The 19,744-nt window shown below is 59.4% G+C and carries 18 protein-coding genes; 7 read left to right on the top strand and 11 right to left on the bottom strand.

Annotated features, from left to right (window positions below; genetic code table 11):
• A partial coding sequence (locus KBZ12_RS13150) for a hypothetical protein (protein WP_254958432.1) occupies positions 1-677 on the top strand: 677 nt, incomplete at its 5' end.
• A 126-nt stretch (positions 678-803) separates the two neighbouring features.
• Here KBZ12_RS13150 and KBZ12_RS13145 read toward each other — a convergent pair.
• From KBZ12_RS13145 to KBZ12_RS13100, 10 genes are all read right to left on the bottom strand, one after another.
• Positions 804-1,751 carry a hypothetical protein gene (locus tag KBZ12_RS13145; protein WP_254958431.1) on the bottom strand — a complete coding sequence of 316 codons (948 nt, stop codon included), beginning with the start codon at positions 1,749-1,751 and terminating at the stop codon, positions 804-806.
• A gap of 16 nt (positions 1,752-1,767) precedes the next feature.
• Positions 1,768-2,646, bottom strand: a complete 879-nt coding sequence (locus KBZ12_RS13140; RefSeq protein WP_254958430.1) for a phytanoyl-CoA dioxygenase family protein — start codon at positions 2,644-2,646, stop codon at positions 1,768-1,770.
• On the bottom strand, positions 2,646-4,673 hold the full coding sequence (locus tag KBZ12_RS13135; protein ID WP_254958429.1) for a glycosyltransferase family 2 protein: 2,028 nt from the start codon (positions 4,671-4,673) through the stop codon (positions 2,646-2,648). Before KBZ12_RS13135 ends, KBZ12_RS13140 begins: the two co-directional genes overlap by 1 nt.
• Positions 4,666-5,865, bottom strand: a complete 1,200-nt coding sequence (locus KBZ12_RS13130; RefSeq protein ID WP_254958428.1) for a hypothetical protein — start codon at positions 5,863-5,865, stop codon at positions 4,666-4,668. The genes KBZ12_RS13135 and KBZ12_RS13130 overlap by 8 nt, the downstream gene beginning before the upstream one ends.
• Positions 5,855-6,553 (bottom strand): ABC transporter ATP-binding protein, encoded by a 699-nt coding sequence (locus tag KBZ12_RS13125; RefSeq protein ID WP_254958427.1) that lies wholly within the window; start codon positions 6,551-6,553, stop codon positions 5,855-5,857. Before KBZ12_RS13125 ends, KBZ12_RS13130 begins: the two co-directional genes overlap by 11 nt.
• Positions 6,554-6,557: 4 nt before the next feature.
• Positions 6,558-7,304, bottom strand: coding sequence for an ABC transporter permease (locus KBZ12_RS13120; protein ID WP_254958426.1), 747 nt, complete (start codon positions 7,302-7,304; stop codon positions 6,558-6,560).
• A 68-nt stretch (positions 7,305-7,372) separates the two neighbouring features.
• A complete protein-coding gene (locus KBZ12_RS13115; protein WP_254958425.1) occupies positions 7,373-8,488 on the bottom strand; it encodes an SLBB domain-containing protein in 1,116 nt (371 codons plus the stop codon).
• Positions 8,478-9,449, bottom strand: a complete 972-nt coding sequence (locus KBZ12_RS13110; RefSeq protein ID WP_254958424.1) for a glycosyltransferase — start codon at positions 9,447-9,449, stop codon at positions 8,478-8,480. The genes KBZ12_RS13115 and KBZ12_RS13110 overlap by 11 nt, the downstream gene beginning before the upstream one ends.
• Positions 9,446-10,690, bottom strand: coding sequence for a beta-ketoacyl synthase (locus KBZ12_RS13105; protein WP_254958423.1), 1,245 nt, complete (start codon positions 10,688-10,690; stop codon positions 9,446-9,448). Before KBZ12_RS13105 ends, KBZ12_RS13110 begins: the two co-directional genes overlap by 4 nt.
• Positions 10,687-10,929: an acyl carrier protein gene (locus KBZ12_RS13100; RefSeq protein WP_254958422.1), complete on the bottom strand. Its 243-nt coding sequence runs from the start codon at positions 10,927-10,929 to the stop codon at positions 10,687-10,689. The genes KBZ12_RS13105 and KBZ12_RS13100 overlap by 4 nt, the downstream gene beginning before the upstream one ends.
• A gap of 132 nt (positions 10,930-11,061) precedes the next feature.
• Here KBZ12_RS13100 and KBZ12_RS13095 point away from each other — a divergent pair, with 132 nt between their 5' ends.
• Together KBZ12_RS13095 and KBZ12_RS13090 are read left to right on the top strand one after the other, a co-directional pair.
• The gene (locus KBZ12_RS13095; RefSeq protein ID WP_254958421.1) at positions 11,062-12,261 is read left to right on the top strand and encodes an aminotransferase class I/II-fold pyridoxal phosphate-dependent enzyme; all 1,200 of its coding nucleotides are present in this window, start codon (positions 11,062-11,064) and stop codon (positions 12,259-12,261) included.
• A complete protein-coding gene (locus tag KBZ12_RS13090) occupies positions 12,248-13,369 on the top strand; it encodes a hypothetical protein (RefSeq protein WP_254958420.1) in 1,122 nt (373 codons plus the stop codon). The genes KBZ12_RS13095 and KBZ12_RS13090 overlap by 14 nt, the downstream gene beginning before the upstream one ends.
• Here the strand turns inward: KBZ12_RS13090 and KBZ12_RS13085 are convergent.
• Positions 13,338-14,132, bottom strand: a complete 795-nt coding sequence (locus KBZ12_RS13085) for an SDR family oxidoreductase (protein ID WP_254958419.1) — start codon at positions 14,130-14,132, stop codon at positions 13,338-13,340. The genes KBZ12_RS13090 and KBZ12_RS13085 overlap by 32 nt on opposite strands.
• Before the next feature lie 261 nt (positions 14,133-14,393).
• On the opposite strand from KBZ12_RS13085, the gene KBZ12_RS13080 reads away from it, so the two are divergent.
• The 4 genes from KBZ12_RS13080 (at position 14,394) to KBZ12_RS13065 (ending at position 19,742) form a co-directional block, all read left to right on the top strand.
• Positions 14,394-15,794: a hypothetical protein gene (locus KBZ12_RS13080; RefSeq protein ID WP_254958418.1), complete on the top strand. Its 1,401-nt coding sequence runs from the start codon at positions 14,394-14,396 to the stop codon at positions 15,792-15,794.
• On the top strand, positions 15,794-16,792 hold the full coding sequence (locus tag KBZ12_RS13075; RefSeq protein ID WP_254958417.1) for a hypothetical protein: 999 nt from the start codon (positions 15,794-15,796) through the stop codon (positions 16,790-16,792). The genes KBZ12_RS13080 and KBZ12_RS13075 overlap by 1 nt, the downstream gene beginning before the upstream one ends.
• A gap of 61 nt (positions 16,793-16,853) precedes the next feature.
• Positions 16,854-18,029 carry a class I SAM-dependent RNA methyltransferase gene (locus KBZ12_RS13070; RefSeq protein WP_254958416.1) on the top strand — a complete coding sequence of 392 codons (1,176 nt, stop codon included), beginning with the start codon at positions 16,854-16,856 and terminating at the stop codon, positions 18,027-18,029.
• A gap of 66 nt (positions 18,030-18,095) precedes the next feature.
• Positions 18,096-19,742, top strand: a complete 1,647-nt coding sequence (locus KBZ12_RS13065; RefSeq protein WP_254958415.1) for an alpha-amylase — start codon at positions 18,096-18,098, stop codon at positions 19,740-19,742.
• The last annotated feature ends 2 nt before the right edge of the window (positions 19,743-19,744 follow it).

The raw sequence follows: 19,744 nt of genomic DNA, 5'->3' as shown, positions 1-19,744 counted from the left end.
GTGCAGGAGACGAGCTGAGCCATGCGCAGGCGCAGCAGCTCGCCGCCCAGCTTGAGACACTTCAGCAAGCCCATAGCGTCAAGGATCAGCAGGCCGTCCAGCTCAAACGCCTCCAGGACGACCTGGCGCAGTCCAAGGCACAGCTCGATGCCTTCGCCTCCGAGAAGGACTCCGCCATCCAGACCGCTGACGACCTCAAGCAGCAGCTCGCCGCCCAGCTTGAGACACTTCAGCAAGCCCATAGCGTCAAGGATCAGCAGGCCGTCCAGCTCAAACGCCTCCAGGACGACCTGGCACAGTCCAAGGCACAGCTCGATGCCTTCGCCTCCGAGAAGGACTCCGCCATCCAGACCGCTGACGACCTCAAGCAGCAGCTCGCCGCCCAGCTCCGGTCCAAGGACCAGGCCCTCCAAGCCGCCTCAGCCAGTAATTCCGACCTCAGCAATCAACTCCAGGAGCGTAGCCAGGAGCTGGAGACTGCCAACAAAAAACTCACGGAAGCCCAGGGAGAAGCCGAGCTCACCCTCCTACGGCTCAACCAGGTGCAGGAGGAACTTGAAAAGTACTTCCTGCGTTCACGGGCAGGAGACGAACTGAGCCAGGCACAAGCGCTGGAGAATGCCCGTGCCATGGGCCTGCTGGGCCGCATGATCCGCCTCCAGGCCCCTGGGCTTTGAAACCACAGGCCTCCGTCTTGATGGCCTGTCTCCTTGCGGAGTTGCCTGCCGCCAGCAATTCAGCCCCGCACCTTTGGTCAACGCTATCGCCTACGCCAGAAAGCTATCTGGGCCCAGGCCCGACTCTCAACCCCGCACACCAAGAAGGCGCCGCAACCGATCCCGCTTCCGCAGCGGGCGATTCGCTTCAAGGGCCAGGCGCCCACGTCTCTGTTGTAAGTCCTCTGCCCGGCCAATCTCGGCCTCCATGCCATCCAGAAACTGCCGAAACTGCTCCAAGGCCTGCCAGTTCTGCTGCAACTCGCCTGGAGCATTCGCCACCTGGGCCGCATACGGCGAGCCAGAAGCAGGATGCATCAGCGGGGCAGGAGACGGGATCACCCCCAGATCGGCTTCCGGCAGACTGACTGCGCCTGCCCCCGGAAGAGGACTCTGCCCAGCCGCATCAAAGAACACTTGAACCTCCAGCCCAGCCCACGCAGGAGGCAACTGTTGCAGCTCGATCTCAAAGCCACATTGCTCCGGATAGCCCTGCGCGGCCATCCCGGGCCGATAGCGATCGCAACGAAGCGCCACCGGTGGCTGATCAGCCGCCTGCAGCCACACCTCAATCGGCTGGCCAGACCTTTGGCCGCGACGGTAGGCCCAGCCGTGAAGGACGTAGCCATCAGGACTCAACCCATCGAAATGGCCCAACGCGCCGCGCACCTGCGGGGCAAGTACCTGCTGCAGACGCTCAACCGTGCTGGCAGGCTGCGGCTGATAGGCCAGCTCCACGCTTATGGCTCCATCGACAGAGAGCGCAAGCACGCGAGGTGCCTCCTCAAAGACCACAGCAGGCAAATCGCCGCTGAGCTCAAGCAGGAAGCCGAAAGCCCCCTGAATCCCCAATGCCTGGCAGACATCCAGGCGGGGTTGATTGATCAGGGCCTGCGCCAGTAGATTGGGCCCCACCAACAAGCGCACCTCGGAAAGAGGGGCTTCTGAACAGTGGACCCAACCGCCGATTAGGCCTGGCGTGATCGTATCGATGCCGCCGGCATACTTCGGCTTAGAACGTCGACGGCGGAACAACGGAACTCCTCGTCCATCAATGTGGAACCATTATGCCTTGGACGCTGTCGCCTCGGGGCACGCCAGTGGCCACATCGTGAGGCTGCCGTAAACAGGCACCACCAGCGGAGAATTCGAAACTATGCATTGGTGTGGTGTATAAACAATCCGCAAAGAAGAAATGGTTCACCTGGCTCCAGCGGGTTCGCTTGCGATTTTTCACCGGCAGCCCCCCGTGCAACAGATTGGCGTGCCAGATGAGCACCTCACCCTGGCGCGGCAGGTAGGTTTTGGGCTTCAAACCATACTGCTGCACTTCCCGTTGCCAGATCGGCTCAAATAGGCGCTGGGGGTGGCGTTCCGCCGCCAAATTCTCCGGACGGAAGCCCTCCGTTTCGGCACTGCGATAGGGCAAACGATGGCTACCGGGATAATACACCAGCGGCCCAGCATCAGCCTCAATCGTTTCCAGCGCCATCCACACACCACACATGAAGCCATAGGGATAGCTATGGAAGTGAACGGCATCACTGTGAAAGTGCTGCTGGCTGCCCACCGGGAAATTCAATGTTTGGAAGCAGAATGGTTCGCGTCCGTAAAGGAGGCGGAGCAGCTCCAACACCACCGTATGCAGCGCCAGCTCCCGCACAGAGGCGCACTGTATCCAGCCATCCTGCAGACGCAGATCAACAGCCGCTCCCTTTCGCCAACCGTCGAGATCAAAGTGTGGCTCCAGAGAAGCCCGAATCAAACTGGCCCGCTCGCGGAAGCTGTCATCTGCAAGATCAAGCAAGCAAAAACCCTGCTCGGCCATCTGCTGTGCCTGCTGCCCAAAAGGACCAAACGCCCCAGCGGCCACATGGACGCTCACATCAGGGAGATCAATCAATGGCCTGCTAGCCAGATCCAGCCCCATCAGATTATTCCCCAGCCTAGCTCGAGCCGCCTCAACTGAGGTACTGGACCATCCAAACGCAAGCCAAAGTTCTCCTCACGAAGGCTGAGCTGGGGATGATAATAGGGATCTGAATTTAGAATCAACCCCCAACGTTGTTGCATGACTGCCCTCTCGTTCTGCCACTGGTTGAGGGCCTCTTGTGTGATCGGCGCACCCCGACTCTTGGATTCGTGATGCACAAGCACAGCCTCAGCACAGTAAACATTTCGGTAGCCTGCGGCCATGGACCGCAAGCAGAGATCGAGATCGTTATACGACACATGCAACTGTTCGGCATCCAACCCCCCCAGTCGCTGAAACAGCGCTCGACGGATCATCAAAGCTGCTCCGGTCACAGCACTGAGATTCTGACTGAGCTGGGCACGCAGCTGATGGCCAGGCTCCGAAGCCGACTGATATTTGTGGCTATGGCCGGCAACGCCACCAATGCCCAGAATCACGCCGGCATGCTGCAACGTTCCGTCGGGATAGAGCAGCTGGGCCCCCACACAGCCGATCTCCTCACGCAGGGCTTGGCCCGCCATCAGCTCCAACCAACCAGACTGGCACGCCTCGATATCATTGTTCAACAGCAGCAACAACTCCCCTTGAGCCATCTCTGCCGCCACATTGTTGAGCGCCGAATAGTTGAAAGGTCCTGGGCAGCGCAAAACCCTCGCCCCTCCACTGGTCTCAAGCTCCGCCAGGTAGGCCAGTGTGGCGGGCTCCTGGCTGCCGTTATCCACCACCAGAAGCTCAAGTTCCAGGCGATTCCCGGCCGTGGCCCACAAAGAGTGGAGACAGGGCTTCAACAACTCCAGCCGGTCCCGGGTGGGAACAATCACACTCACGCTCAGCGGGCGATCGGGCAAAGGCCAAAACAGACGATGGCCCCCGCCTTCCCGAGGCTTCACCACCACATGGGAGCCGTGCCGCTGCAGGTGACGCTGCACAAGGGCAGCGGTGTTTTCGCCTCCGCGGCGGACAGGGCGATGGTGGCTGAGCACCTCAGGCCAATGCCAGATGTGCTCAGCCTGGCAAATCTGGGACAACTCCAGAAGTAAACCATAGGGGGTGAGTTCCTCACCAGATACAGCCAACCGCTGCAGAGCCACCTCCAAGCGATCAGCCCTTACCCAGAAGCAACGGCTGTAGTGGGGATCAGCCAGCAGCAGATCGGGATTCCAGACAGGTTTCCAATGGGCGCTATGCCGCACCCCCTGAGCGGAAACGAGATCACTGTCGGCATAAATCAGTTCAGCTCTAGGCGCCTGACGCAGCAGCTGGCCAAGGCGTTCATTCGCACCGGGAGCCAGGCGATCGCCCTCCTCCAGCACCACCCACCAGTCGGCATGGACAGTGGACCCTGGAGACCACACCTGCAACCGAAGGTCGTTGCCGACCTGCGGCGCAGCCTCTTCCAGCGCGCGCCGGCGGGGGGCCTCGACCGTCTCCATCCAGGCGCTGTAGCCGTGGGCATGCAAGGTGCGGCGGGCGAGCAAGGCGTTGTAGTCGAACCATTGACGCGCATGACTGCGGTGGCGATTACTGCCAATGACCCGCCCATAGAGATCATGGCGAGTGCGCAGGTGACGGGCCACCCGGTAGCGGGCCCTCGGCGAAAACAACGGTTGATACCGCAACTGCAACCGCTCGAGATCCCCTTCAAGATGAAAGAAACGAAGCTGCAGGAACTGGCTGCCGCGACTAGAGATGCGTACCAAGCGACGACGCTCCACTCCATTGGTGACCATCAAAGGCTGCGCAAAAGGCTCCTCCCCCCGGCGAAGATCGATCCGGTATCTGTGTTGGGGGCCCTGCAACAACAGCCCCAGCCGGTACCAACCCGGCGCCAATGCGTTTTCACTGAGCCAGACAGGATAGTCAAACGATTCTGACCAGCGACCATGCAACGGCTTCCAGCGACTGAAGACAAAAGCGAGTGTCTTGCGACGCCACTGGCGTCCTGTGCTGAGCTGAAGCCGGGGGAGGATCCGCCTACTCACGGTGACTGTCTTGAACACCGAGCACAAACTTACCCAAACTCAAACTGACCAACGCGAGAGCGGCAACCGTAAAGAACCCCCGCAGACGCCAATTAAACGCAGGAGAATCTGGCAGAAGCGGTTCAGAGAGAGTAGCCATGAACTTCTGTTGGCGCTGGGTATCGACACGTGCCTTTTCCGCCGAAACAAGCGCCGTTTTATATAAGTCGGCGGCAAAGTCCACTGCCGATTGGAACTGCAGCATGTCAGCAGCTTTCTGATTCAGATTTCGGCCCGATCCCTGACGTGACACCAAACCCCTACGCTCAGAATCAATCAATCTCTGCAGTTCTGCAATCTGATCCTTGACAGCCAGAAGGTCAGGCTCGTCCGAACTCTTGAATTGCTGTTCAAGCGTAAAACGTTGCAACTTCAATTCAGCAAGCTTCATTTCAAGCCCACCGACAGAATTCGCAACAATCCCTGCCTCTACCTTGGGATCAATCACTTCCGTAGAGCTCTGAAAAGTAAGCAGGCGCTGCTTAGCCTTATTCAACTGTGATTGGGAACTGGCCAACTCCTTGCGGGCAAACTGCAGTTGCGCTTCACCAATCCTCTGATTCAGTCGATTGACGAACTGTTCGCTCTGCTTCAACAAGAACTGGTTAAGATCGTAGGCCGCCTTGGGTGTTAGACCGACCGTCGTAAGAGTAATAACACCAGAGATTTCATCAAGCTGCACCTGAACTTGCTTCTGGAAGAACTTGAGCCGCATTTGCCGATTAGCACCGCTGGGCAAACCCGCAATCACATCAGGCGGGAGCTGGGCATAAGCCTCGTCAAAATCATAGGACTTGAGTAAGTCCTCTAGAACCTGTGGAGACGTGAGATAGGTGCGTAAGTAGCGTGCATCCTCCAAGGAATTCTGGGTGGAACCGGCCAGCAAACCCGCAAGACCACTGGTGGAACCACCTCCGAGTGAAATATCTTCGGCGGAGCGGCGCACCACATAGCTTGACTCCACCGAAAAACGGTCACGCGCCACCGCAAAGAAATAGAGGCCTCCCAACACCACTGGTACAAGGACCAACTGCCATAGGGAACGCCTCCTTAACCAACCCAGAAGATTGGGCCTACGAATCTTAGACCTCCAGTGGGCTTGAGTCTGCTGGAAGACTTGAACCGATTTTTGCTTGGCGAGTTCAAGCTGCACGGGAGACTTCCGACTTAGGTGGCAATTCAGCCAGCAAGGTTTTGGTGTGTATGTCGATAGCTTCCTGAACGCTCGTGTACTCAGTAATTCTTCCAGATTCCAACAAGAAGGCTCGGTTGCAGTGGATCTGCAAGCCCCACAAGTTGTGGTCCACCATCAGAAAGTTAGAGGTTTTCTTTCGATCGATTAAAAGGCGCTTGCTTTTCTCTCTAAACTTTTGATCGCCAGCCGCCGTGATCTCATCGATAAGATAGTAATCAAAGGGGAAAGCCATGGAGAGTCCGAAAGAAAGACGTGACTTCATGCCTGATGAATAGGTTTTAAAAGGCCGATCAAAGTAAATACCAAGCTCAGCAAAGTCTTCAACGAATTTAATGCGATCATCAATCTCATGCTTTTCGCCATAAATCATACTAACAAATGTCACATTTTCCCTGCCGGTGAGACTGCCTTGGAAACCACCCTCGATTCCAACTGGCCAGGAAATCGTGCCATCGCACTGGATGCTGCCCCGATCCGGGACATCAATGCCGCCCAGCAACTGCAGCAAGGTGGATTTCCCTGCCCCGTTGGCACCAATCACCGCGATCGATTCATCGCCAGCGATCTCAAAACTCAAATCATCCAGGACGCACTTGCGCTTGCCCTTGTAGAGGTAACTCTTGGTAAGCGAGCTGACGCGTATCATTGGCTTAACGGCGAATCAGTACCTTCTCATTGCTAGTATAGCACCACAGGGCAAGGCTTAGATAAACTAGCGCGAATCCCGACGGGTAGCCAAGGGTCACCTGCGACGGAACCTGATAATCCATGCTCAAGGCTTTCCGCGAGAGCTCAATGCATTGAAGAATAGGATTATAAACAAGAATGTCTCTAGCAAATTGAGGAGTTTGAATTGGTGAATAAATTACACCTGAAGCGAAGTAAAGAGCTCGATTCAGCCAGGACAAAACCTGCTTCAGATTTGGAAAATAATAAGAGCCCACCAAGGAAAGCAACGAACTGGCAACCCCAATGAGGGCCATCAGAACAAAAGAAGTCACTAACAGCGGCAAGTTCTGGAGGACAAGATTATAAAGGTAGGCCCAGACAATTCCGAAAACGACGATGGCCGCACACGAATAAAGCCCCAACTCCTCAATCGCTTTAGCCAAGACGGTATCAATCGGTTTCACACGACGGTAAAAGAACAGAGCTTTGTTAGCCTCCATCGTCGTCAACCCATGAGAAGCCACCCTGGAGTAAAGGTTAAAAAGAATGACTCCAGGAGCGAGAAAAAGAAAGATATTGAGATTATTTACTGTACCTACCGGGTGGACAATGAAACGCAGCGCCGCCCAGACAGCAATCTGGCCGACAGGCTCCATCAGCACGGCTAAAAACCCACCCTGCACATCGCTGACGCGGCGACGCAGCTCCCGATACACCAAGGCATTCACGACACGCCATTGGATGTCAAACCCACTCAGTTGCCGCAGCCGAGACATTGTTCCCTCCATGACAAGAACTAGTTGGCTCCCAGAAGCCTTAGCAGAGATGCCGCATTAATAATTGGCCCCACAGGCTCAAGTGTGGCTCGCACCGCATCATTGACGGCGGCCCTTCGGTTGCGGTTCACAACCACCACATCGCCCTCGCGCAGGGCAGGGTTGTTGTCACTACCCAAGGGGTCCGAAGGACTGAAACGCACCTCTTTTTTGGTGACAGTCCCATTCGATTCGAGCCGAAAGAGTTGAAGGTTACCCACGCTGGCTCGCTCTTTGACAAAACCACCAGCCGCCAGCACAGCATTGCTGAGGTGACTATTAGCCCGCACTCGGATGACGCCTGGACGAACAACTTCCCCAACGACGTTCACACCAATCGTATCAGGAGCGAACGTTGATGAGCCAATCTTGATGAGGTCTTCATAACTGAACGTGTCAGCCTGTGTCACCATGACAACATCGCCATCAAACAAGATGGGGTTATCAATCTGTTGGCCATCTCGCAGAGCCTCCCAGAAGTTGACCAGCAGTTCTTGTTGCGGTCCCGAGCCTACCCGGCGCTTGAGCACAACAGCGCGGAGATCTCCCCGGGCTGTGATCCCGCCAGCTTTCTGGATTGCTTCGACCAGCGTGGGCCAACCACTCGCCTGAATAGTGGTGGGCTGGGACGAGCCCGCGGTAGCTCCCGCACTTTCCAGCTGAAAACTGCCGGAGCGATCGAGACTGTACAAGCCTGGCCGTTGAACTTCGCCGGTGACGGTAATGCGCATGGGTCGGGCATACACCAAATCCAGGGACACACTGGGGCGGCGAAGGTAGCGCCCATAGGCCGCCCCAATGCGCTGTCTGGCCTGATCCAGGGTGAGTCCGGCCACAGGGACGCTGCCGATGCGGGGAAAACTCGCCGTGCCATCAGCAATTACCTCAGCAGTCCCCTCATAGCCGGGAACTTTGAACACTGACATGCGGATCCTATCGCCTGGGCCAAGGCGATAGCGCAAATCGCTACTGAAGCCGCTTGGAGCCATTCCCAAACGCCCCAACGGCTGGGACACTGCTCCCTGACCTAAGCCGAGCCCAGCGAAAACGCCAAAAATGATAAAGATATGTGTTGCGAACGGGTGATTAAGTTTCATTACTTTGAGCTAAATGAAGATAGCTTGAAGCGCGACGGCGGGCAGAATCAGCAAGTTGTTGACGCTCTTGGGGCTGGCTCACCAGGCGACTAATAGCATCCAGCCACTCGTCGTATTGATCACCCAACAACAGACCATCTTCACCATGGCTTACCATACTAGCATAGGGTTGCCGATCGCTGTAAAGGCCAACGGCGCCTAAGCGGACGGCATCAAAGAACTTAACCGCAGCGCGTGCACCATTGAACGTATTAGCAACGAGCGGGCAAAGGAGCAGATCAAGATGCTGGCCGGCTGTGACTTCGCGATAGCGCTCCCAGGGAATGGGGTGGTGCACCTGCACCCTGGGTATGGCGCCATATAACTGGCGCATCTCTTCATCGCCATACAGCTCAACGAGGGTATGAGAATAGCGAGCCTGCACATCCACGATGAGCGGATACAACCAAAGCAATTCCTGCCGATGGGACGCCGTGCCGTGGTAACCGATGCTGAAACTGGAGATCTGTTCCAACACCCTAGCCTGGGGGCACAACGGAATCACTACGGGCTTCAGGCCGGCATAACGCTGGCCCAGGGTTGGGGTACTCACCCAAAGCTCCTGACACCAATCAAGGATGGCGCGACGGTGATCCCAGGCCAGACGACGCAATTTGACCGCATACTTGCGCGGCAACACCTTAAATCCAGAAAGGTCCAACAGATCATCATCCATCCAGTAGATGCAACGCAAACCCTGCCTTCTTGCCTGTCTGAGCCAGCCTCTCCAGCACCATCCACGGGGCCAATACCGCACCAGCACGACAACCTTTGCCTGCATCAGCTGAGATCCCATGTCTGCAGGCGGACGAAGGCGGGTATCCAGCAAGACCGCACGCCATAGCCGTGCCTGGAACGCAGAATGCAAGAAATAATCCAGACTGGATTCAGCCCCCTGATGCAGCACCAGGGCCGAGGTCAAGCGCTCGCCCACAGCAGGCTCACATTGTGACCGCCAAATCCGAAGGAGTTCTTGAGGGCCAGATGCCGACTCCGGGGGCTGAGGGGCTCGTTGCGCTGACTGGCAATCCGAAGCGGGATCTCAGGGTCGGGCGGATCGGCGTTCAGACTCCGTGGCACCACCGCCCTCTGCAAGGCCTTGAGCGTCAGAATGGATTCCACGGCTCCTGCCGCTCCCAACAGATGTCCAAGACCTGCCTTGGGGGCGGTCACCCAGACCTGATCCGTGGCTGCGCCCAGCACAAGACGAAGCGCCCGAGCTTCTGCCAGGTCACCCAGAGCGGTTCCAGTCGCGTGGGCACTGATCATTGCAAGGTCCTCTGGCACCGCATCTGCACACCGAAGGGCCTTCCGGATGGCCTCGGCGGAGTGCAGCCCGTCCGGCTGCGGCATCGCCAGATGGTGAGCATCGCTCGTCATCCCGGCAGAGAGCAACAGCCCTTCGATCGGTGCATGACGTGCCTCGGCATCCCTGAGTCTCTCCAGAACGAGCACCCCTGCCCCTTCCCCCAGGACAAACCCATCCCGATCCTCTGCAAAGGGCCGACAGGCACCTGCAGGATCTGCATGCCGACAGGAAAGTGCTCGCATCTCAGCGAATCCACGCATGGTGGCGAGGTGAATGGCCGCTTCGGCTCCCCCGACCACCACCACGTCCGCCTGATCGGCAGCCAGCAGCATCTGTCCCCACACAATCGCCTCGGCACCACTGGCGCACGCCGATACCGGCGCATGGGCGCCGCCATGAGCCCCCAATTCAATAGCCACCTGGGCAGCTGCGGCATTCGGCATGGCCATGGCCACGGCCAGGGGGTGAACACGCCGGGCACCGGCGGCATTGCGCTCATATTGCTGAATCAAGGTGGACTGGCCCCCGATCCCAGTTCCAAGCACTACGGCCAAACGGTCACCAGGGATTTCCTGCTCCCCCAAACCACTGGCGAACCAAGCCTGCCGCGCTGCAAGCAGGGCAAACTGACTGCATCGGTCCAGCCTGTTGACAAGGAATTCACCTAAGAGTGAGGCTATGTCATAGTCGACCACTGCCGCCAGGAATGTGTCCCCTCCAGAAGCCCAGGGCTCCTCGAGCTTCCTAGAGGCACTCAGGCCGTGAAAATAGGCATCCCAGGCAGCATCAGAATTGTTCCCAAGGGGGGAAACGCAACCCATCCCAGTCACAGCGATGGGAGACTGACGGCTCATTCCACCTGGGATTTCACAAATTCAACAACATCTCGCACGGTCTTGACCTCCAAAAGCTGATCGTCATTGATCTCGATACCAAACCGGTCTTCCGCGTCCATCACCAACTCATAAGTCCCCAGTGAATCTATGCCCACATCTTCAATCAAGCGCGAGTCGGGCTGAACGTCTACCAGGTCATGAGGCACAACCCGCCTTAAAATGGCGACAACTTCATGGACAATTTCATCGTCACTCATCTCCAGTAGAAGATCTCGGTCTATCCTTTTGATCGCAGCAGGCATTGAACGAGCAGCGCACCCCAAAAATCCATCCTAGCACGCATAGCCACATTTGAGCTAAACTGGCATCAACTCAATGGCCCCAGACCGATGCCCTGGCAACAAGCCTCTCTACTCTCCAGTCAGAGGCTTGTACAACGGCTGATGCAGCGCAATGGCCTCGAGCACTCCGATCTCCCGTTCTTTTCTAGTGCTGAGCATGTCCAACCTCTCGATCAGAGGCAATTCTCATCTTACGATTATCTGAATCTCAAAACCCACCCCCTGGTCATCGAATCGGCCTCCAAGGCCCTCAGGGACTACGGCCTGTCCACCTCGGCAAGTCGCCTGATGGCGGGAGAACTCCCCCATCATGGCAGCCTGGAGTCCCGGCTGGCCCACATTTACGGCAAGGAATCCGCGCTGGTGTTCGTCAGCGGCCACGCCACCAATGTCAGCACCATCGCCGCCCTTGTCGAGCCCGGCGACCTGGTGGTGCTGGACCAGTATTCTCACAACAGCATCCAGATGGGGGTGCGCCTCTCCGGGGCCCGGCGTCTGGTGTTTCCCCACAACGATGCAGCGTGTCTTGAAACGCTGTTAAAAAAGCATCGTCCACAGCATCGCCGCTGCCTGATTGTCACCGAAGGGCACTTCAGCATGGAAGGTGACAGCCCGGACCTGGAAACCCTGCTTAGGCTTCGCGATCAACATCAAGCATTGCTGATGGTGGATGAAGCTCACAGCCTTGGGGTGCTTGGACGCCAGGGCCTGGGTTGCTCCCAACTGCAGGGGGTGGATCCTTGCCGGGTTGATCTCTGGATGGGCACTCTCAGCAAGAGTCTGGCCTCCACCGGTGGCTTCATTGCTGCCAACCGAACCATCATTCAGCATCTCAGATTGCATGCCAGCGGTTTTAGTTTCAGCGTAGGTCTCAATGCTCCTTGCTGTGCCGCCGCAGACACCGCCTTGACGATTCTGTTGCGCGAACCCGAGCGGGTGGCCTTTCTCCAGGACAATGGCGGCTATCTGGTTGACACGGCTCGGGAAGCAGGGCTTGATGTGGGACAGAGCCTGGGCATGGGGATTGTTCCCATCATGCTAAATAATCTTCGCCATACATTCCTAACCGCCAATCATTTGCTCTCAAGGGGCTGGGGAGTATATCCGATCGCCCCTCCGACGGTGCCCAGCAACCGCTGTCGCCTACGCCTGTTCGTTCGTTCCGACCACACAAAAGAGAGCATCAACGATCTCGTGATGAGTCTATGTAATGCCATTCAGCAGTCAAAAGACGATGCAGCTGGTTGAAGTTCACTCCGCCCTGAATCACCATCGATTCAGGGCGGGTCTTGGAATCGGACTGGATCCAGAACAACGACCCGACTGGTTTGATCACTTCGATGAAGTTCTGCGGACCTCAAGCTGGTTTCAGCCCTACCTGCAACGCACTCCCCATCAGCGCTGGATCCTCAGGGATCAAGGAATCACGATTGGCAGGATCATGGCCATGCAGCCTGCAGAAGGGCCGTCGCGATTCGGACTCTACAATTGCATCGACGACCCTAAAGCCAGCCAGGCTCTTACCCAGGCGGCCGAAACCTGGTCACGAAACCGCAGTTCCCAGCTGCTCATCGGTCCGTTCAATCCATCCATTCATGATGAGTGTGGACTGCTGGAGTACAGCACCTATCCAGCCCTTTACGGCTACCCGCAGACGCCTGAGCATTACATCAACAACCTGGTTGCCTGTGGCTATCAGCGTGCAAAACGACTGTTGACCTTCCTCCAGACCGATGAACGCAACGCCTCACGGCTCGCGTTGCGGATGGCGCCCCTTCTTAACGCCATGCCCGAGCAGGGCCTGAAACTGGAGGTGGCCAAGTGGTCAACCCTGGGACGTGACATCGAGTGGGTCGAAACCTTGATCAACCGCTGCTGGAGCAGTAACTGGGGTTTCGAACCCATCGGCAGAGCGGAAGCAAAAAACTTGATTCTCAAGGTTCTGATGTTCCTGCCCAAGGGGGTTCTTTCCTTTGTATCGCTGCACGGGAAACCCGTTGCCCTTTCCCTGGGGATTCCCAACGCCAAGGAAATTGCCGCCGACCTCAACCCCAGCCTGGGTCTCCTCAATCTTCCACTGCTTTTCCAACGACTACGGCGCTGCCAATGCAAACATGGCCGTATCGCGCTCTTGGGAGTCATTCCCGAATTACAGGGATCCCAACTGTCCTTGATCGCGTCCATCGCCATGCTCAGTCACCTGATCAACAAGGGACTGGCACTTGGCAGTTCATCCGCCAGCATGGGCTGGATTCTCGAAGACAACCAAGCGATGATTCGCTTCCTGAAGCTCTACGGAGGTGAGCAGGTGATGTCTCATCTGATCATGGCCAAAAGCCTCGATAGGCCCGGCTAGGAGCAAGGATCCAGCGCAGGATGGGCTTGGGTAAGCGTTGCCCGATCCAAAGCAGCAAAGCCAGCCGACGGGGAAACATAATGAGTTTGCGTTCAGCCCGCAAACCCCGCAGGATTCGTTGTGCAGCTTGTTCAGCCGTGCATTGCAATGGTCGGGGGCCTGGATAGTCCGTGGCCATGGCCGTGGCCACGAAACCTGGAAACACCTGGCTGAAGACGACCTCCGCACCTGGCTCAGGGCGGCAGGCATAGAAGTCCTCAAGGGCTTCCACCAAGGTGTGCTGAGCCGCCTTGGCCACGCAGTAGCCTGGCGCTTCTCCGAGCGGCAGAAAGGCATTCAGAGAACTCACGACCACGCAATGAAGATGCGGTCGCTGTTCCACGGGCAGGCTCAGTCCCGCCTGGAGCAATGAGAGCGTACATGTGAGGTTGTGATCGATCTGTTCCCGAAGTTGCTCCCAATCGGGGCCCAGGTCGCTCGGTCTGTCCTCCAAAGCCACCACACCGGCATTGGCGATGAGGAGTTGCACACCTCCGCGGCTGGCGAACCCTTCTACGGCTTCCGCCACGGCCTCGCGATGGCGCGCATCAAGGGCCTTCCAGTAGACCTCCGCACCTTTCTCAACACAACGTTCCGCAACTTGGCGCAAATTCTCCCCATGCCGGGCCAACAGCAGGAGTGCAACCCCTGGGGTAGCAATGGCCTCGGCCAAGGCTGCACCAATGCCTCGGCTTGCCCCCGAAATCACCACCCTCTGGGCCATCAACCTGAAGCCCCCTTGCTCTCCAACGCCTAACTTTGCATGATCTGGCCCACCCCGATGGGTAACTCCCTGGCTCCCCTGTTCGGACTTGAGCAGCCTACGTGGTTCCACAGGCTGGGGGGATGGCAGCCTTTGAGCCGTTGCAACTGGAGCCAGCCACCGCAGGGTCTCTCTCTACTCCTTCCGAGCCAGGAAAGCCGCATCGAGAGGCTACTCAGTTGCTGGCGGCACTGGGGAATCAGTGGATGGAATCCGCGCCACTTGGCCACTCCACCGGAGCAGCCCTTCGTCCTGCTGGCCAACCGCTGCCAAGCCCAGCGCATGGAAAGGTTCGCCTACCAACTGTATCCAAACGACAGCGTCCTTGATCTCGCACACCAACGGCAGCACCCGGCACCACTTCTGGCAACAGCGTCCGCGATGGTCACCAAGGACTGGCGTTGGGGCCTGGAAGCCCTGATCTGGAAACTTCCGGTGCACGGGCTTCCGCACCTGCCATCCAGCCGCCGATGGCAACTCGCACTGCTGCACCGATGGCTGCTGGAGGAGAGCACGTACTGGGATCCAACCCGGCGCCAGGCCTGTGAGCCGGAGCAGATCATCGAATTGGTCGGCTTGCAACTGCAGCAACGACGTCGCTTTCCAGTGAGGATTGAGGCGTTCGGGATTCATCCGTTCCACCACCGAACCTTGCGCTACTACCTGGCAGGAAGCCAGCTGCACTTTCGCCATCGGCACGCCAGGCCCAGTCGCAAGGCTCAGGCCTCAGCTGTGCTTGGCAGGGCGCTCAACAAGCAGGCGCTACAGCCTGAGGAAAGGCCACTGATTCAACTGGAGGATGGCTTTTTGCGTTCCAGTGGACGGGGAGCCCACCTCCAGCTGCCACTCTCTCTGGCGGTTGATGCGGTGGGGATTTATTTTGATGCCACCTGCCCGAGCGCCCTGGAGACATTCCTTCAAGAACACTGCTTCAACGTCGATGAATGCGTGCGAGCCCAACGACTGCGTTCCGTGATCCTATCTGCTTCCCTCAGCAAATACAATCTGAAAGGCCAGAACTGGATACGCCCTTATCACGACAAGCCTGTGGTGCTGGTGGTGGGGCAAGTTGAACAGGATGCCTCCATTCGCTACGGGGCCCCAGGCATTCGCACCAACCTGGCCCTTGCCACAGCCGCCCGCCGGCTGGAACCCGAGGCCCATTTGATTTATAAACCTCACCCTTTCGTCGCCAATGGGCGGAGGCCAGCCGGTGAAGGAGAGGGCTCCATTCCAAGTATCGTGGATGCCGTACTGCCAGACATCGCGATCGATACGCTGCTGAACCAGGTGGATCGCATCCATGTTCTCACCTCCGGCACAGGCTTTGAGGCCCTGCTCAGAGAGGTCCCCGTGGTCTGCCATGGCCTGCCCTTTTATGCTGGCTGGGGTCTCACCATGGATCAGCTGCAGTGCGAGCGACGTGGACGCAAGCTTACATTGGATGAACTGGTCTTCGGGGCCCTGATGGCGTATCCCAGCTATGTGAACCAGCGCTGCGGCTGGTTCATCACGCCTGAGCAGGCTGTGGATCACTTGATTGCGCTGCAGGCCAGTCCTCCCTCACGCCTCGCCCTCAGCCTGCAGCACCTGGCCGCATTCATGCCGATCATCCATTCATGATGTTCAAGCAGTTTCGCCCAAAATCTGAAGCGATCAGCATGCTGGGAGGCGGCGCAGAAAGCCATCGGAACTCTGGATTCTGGCTTCTCAATGCCAATACCAAAGATCAAGACTCAGCAGGCACTGTTGTGGTGGCAGGGTTGGGACGTTCCGGTACCTCCATGCTGGCGGCCGTACTCAAAGCGGCAGGCATTTGCATGGGTGAGCAAACAGCTATAGGGACGCACGAAGATCAGCAGCTCGCAGCACTCCTACAGCCACGACAGCGCAGGGAATTGCTGCTGTTGATTGATCAACGCAATCAGGATCACAATCTGTGGGGCTTCAAGCTTCCATCCCGTCAGGTTCTGGAGCCATCACTGCTCAGGCTGCTAAGACGTCCCTACCTTGTGGTGATTTTTCGCGACATTCTTGCCATCGCGGGCCGGCGCCAGGTCTCCAAGGGTGAAAGCTTACAAAGTCAACTCACGCAGAGCCTTAGAGAATACCGCCGCCTGGTGAGATTCCTTGATCGAATCGATCGCCCCTGTCTGCTGGTCTCCTATGAAAAAGCCCTTCTGGATCCCGATTTGCTTGTTGATCAATTGGATCGATTTCTGATGCTCAATCTGGATGCCACCAGCAAGGCCGCCTGCAGAGCTAGTATCCAAGTATCGCCCGATCTCTATCGCCGCGAAGTTCGCCAGCAACAGGGCTGGCAGGGCCGACTTGAAGAAGTACAAAAAGATAAAATCAAGGGTTGGGCTTTTGTTGGGCACGCCGATCCTCCAGCACGGGTTGAAATCTGGATCAATGGCCTTCTTCAGCACGTCTGCATGGCTAATAGGCCGCGGCCAGACGTCCAGAGCGAGCATCAGCTCAAGACATCAGCGTGTGGATTCTGCATCGAACTAAAATCACCCTCCCAGCAGCTAAATCCAGGCGATCTTGTGTCAGCCCGAATGGCCAAGACAGAACAACAACTCCGCAATTCACCACTGACCTACCCAGACCTCTAGTTCGTCCGAAGACGAGCATCGTGCCACCCCTGGGTCGCCACCCAACCAGCAGCATGGGGGGATGGCCAGCTCCACCCCCTTCGACGTCATCGCTGTGGTGCCCCCGGGGCTGGAGGAGCCGGCGGCGGCGGAGCTGGCGGCCCTCGGGGCCAGCGAGGTGCGCCCCCTGCGGCGTGCCGTGGGCCTGCGGGCCGATGCGGCCACCTTCTACCGGCTGCATCTGCAGGCGCGGTTGCCGTTCCGCTTCCTGCGCCAGCTGGCCCGCTTCCCCTGCCGCGGCCGCGAGGAGCTCTACGACGGCGTGCAGCGGGCCGCCGACTGGGAGCGCTGGCTGCCGCCCCAGCTGAGCTTCCGGGTTGAGGCGAGCGGCAGTGTGCCCGGCCTCAACCACAGCCACTACAGCGCCCTGCAGGTGAAGAATGCCCTGGTCGACCGGCAGCGCCAGGTGTGGGGATCCCGCTCCTCGGTGGACCTGGACGATCCCGACCTGGTGCTGCACCTGCACCTCAGCCCCGGCCGCCCGGGCGGCAGCGGCCCCGAGGCGGTGCTGAGCCTCGATGGCGGCGGCGCCAGCCTGCACCGGCGCGGCTACCGGGCCGCCATGGGCCTGGCCCCGCTCAAGGAGAACCTCGCCGCCGGACTGATCGCCCACACCGGCTGGGACGGCACGGTGCCCCTGGCCGATCCCTTCTGCGGGTCCGGCACCCTGCTGATCGAGGCCGCCTGCCGGGCCCTCGGCCGCGCCCCCGGCCTGGAGCGCGCCTTCAGCCTGGAGCGCTGGCCAGATTTCGATGCCGTCCTGTGGGATCGGGAGCGGGCCGCCGCCACGGCCATGGCCCGCACCAACCTCCCCGATGGCGCCCCCCTGGCGGCCATCGTGGGCATGGAGCGGGATCCGGCCGTGCTGGCCATGGCCCGCAGCAACGCGGCGGCGGCCGGCGTGCCCGACTGGATCGAGCTGCAGGAGGGGGACTTTCGCGATTTCCATCCCCCCGAGACACCCGGGCTGCTGGTGTGCAACCCGCCCTACGGCGAGCGGCTCGGCCGCGACGACGACCTGGAGGCGCTCTACGGCGATCTGGGGCGGATGCTGAAGGAGCGCTGCGGCGGCTGGACGCTATGGCTGCTGAGCGGCAACCCCGCCCTCACGGGGGCCCTGCGCATGAAGGCCAGCCGCCGGGTGCCGGTGAGCAATGGCGGCATCGACTGCCGCTGGCTCCGCTACGACGTCCGCTGAGGCCGGCTACGGCGACTCCGGGCCAGCGCTGCTAGCGGTGGGTCCTGTCTCCGCCCCGCCAGACCCATGGCCTCACTTTTTGCAGCGCTCAAGCAGGAGGTTCTCGCCGTCGAGAGGGACCCGGCCCTCGCCACCGGCGCGGCGGCGGTGGCGCTGCTGCAGGAGTGGCTGGCCAGCCACGAAGCCGAGATCAGCGCCCGCAAGCTGGCGGCACCGACGGAATTCAACGGCACCTTGATGCAGTGGTTCCACTGGTACAGCGATGGCGACGGCGGCCACTGGCGGCGGCTGCGCCAGGAGGCGCCGGCCCTGGCCCAGGCGGGCATCACCGCCCTGTGGCTGCCGCCGGCCGGCAAGGGAAGCAGTGTGTGGGATGTGGGCTACGGCACCTACGACCTGTTCGACCTGGGCGAATTCGACCAGCAGAAGACGGTGCGCACCAAGTACGGCACCAAACAGGAGTACCTGGAGGCCGTGCAGGCCTGCCGCACGGTGGGGATCCAGGTGTACGCCGATGTGGTGTTCAACCACAAGATGAACGCCGACGACCAGGAGCAGTACCGGGCCACCCCCTACGACCCCGCCGACCGCAACCGGCCCCTGGGGGAGGAACGCACGATCAGCGCCTGGACCCGGTTCCGCTTCGACGGCCGCGGCGACCGTTACTCATCCATGCAGTGGCACTGGTACCACTTCGACGCCGTCGATCACAACAGCCTGGATCCCGGTTTCAAGGCCATCTGGCGCACCCAGGGGGCCGGCTTCGAGAGCAACGTCGACCTGGAGAAGGGCAACTTCGACTACCTGATGGGCAGCGACCTCAACGTGAACCATCCCGAGGTGCGCGGTGAGCTCAAGCACTGGGGCCGCTGGACCCTGGACCACGTGGGGGCGGACGGCTTCCGCCTCGATGCCATCAAACACATCGCCAGTGACTTCTTCCTCGACTGGATCGGCGACCTGGAGGAGCATGCCCAGCGCGATCTGTTCGTGGTCGGTGAGTACTGGACGTACAACATCGAAAGCCTGCACTGGTATGCGGCCAACACCGGCGGCCACATGAGCCTGTTCGATGCGCCGCTGCACATGAACTTCCACCAGGCCAGCCGCAGCGGCGGCCATTACGACATGCGCCGGCTGCTCGATGGCACCCTGATGCAGCAGTTGCCGCTGCTGGCGGTGACCCTGGTGGAGAACCACGACACCCAGCCGCTGCAATCACTGGAATCGGTGGTGGAGGCCTGGTTCAAACCCCTGGCCTACGCGGTGATCCTGCTCCGCGACCAGGGCTATCCCTGCATTTTCCATGCCGATTACTACGGCGCCGAGTACACCGACAAAAAGGACGGCCAGGAGTACCGGATCGTGCTGCCCAGCCACCGCTTCCTGATCGACCGTTTTCTGCTGGCCCGTGGCCACTGCGCCTACGGGCCCCAGTACGACTACCTCGACCACGTCAACACCATCGGCTGGACGCGCCTGGGCACCCCGGGCCACCCCGGGGCCATGGCGGTGTTGATGAGCGACGGGCCCGCCGGCAACAAGTGGATGGAGGTGGGCAAGCGCCACACCACCTTCCGCGACCTGACCGGGCACATCCAGAGGCCGATCACCACCAACGGCGACGGCTGGGCGGAATGGCACTGCCCGGGGGGCTCGGTGTCGGTGTGGGTGGAGGAGGCGGCCCTGGCGGCGATGGGGGTGACGCCCTGAAG

Origin of the sequence: Cyanobium sp. Cruz CV13-4-11, from assembly GCF_024346055.1 — a bacterium.
Taxonomy (GTDB): Bacteria; Cyanobacteriota; Cyanobacteriia; order PCC-6307; family Cyanobiaceae; genus Cyanobium.
This window is presented reverse-complemented; position numbering and strand designations above follow the sequence as displayed.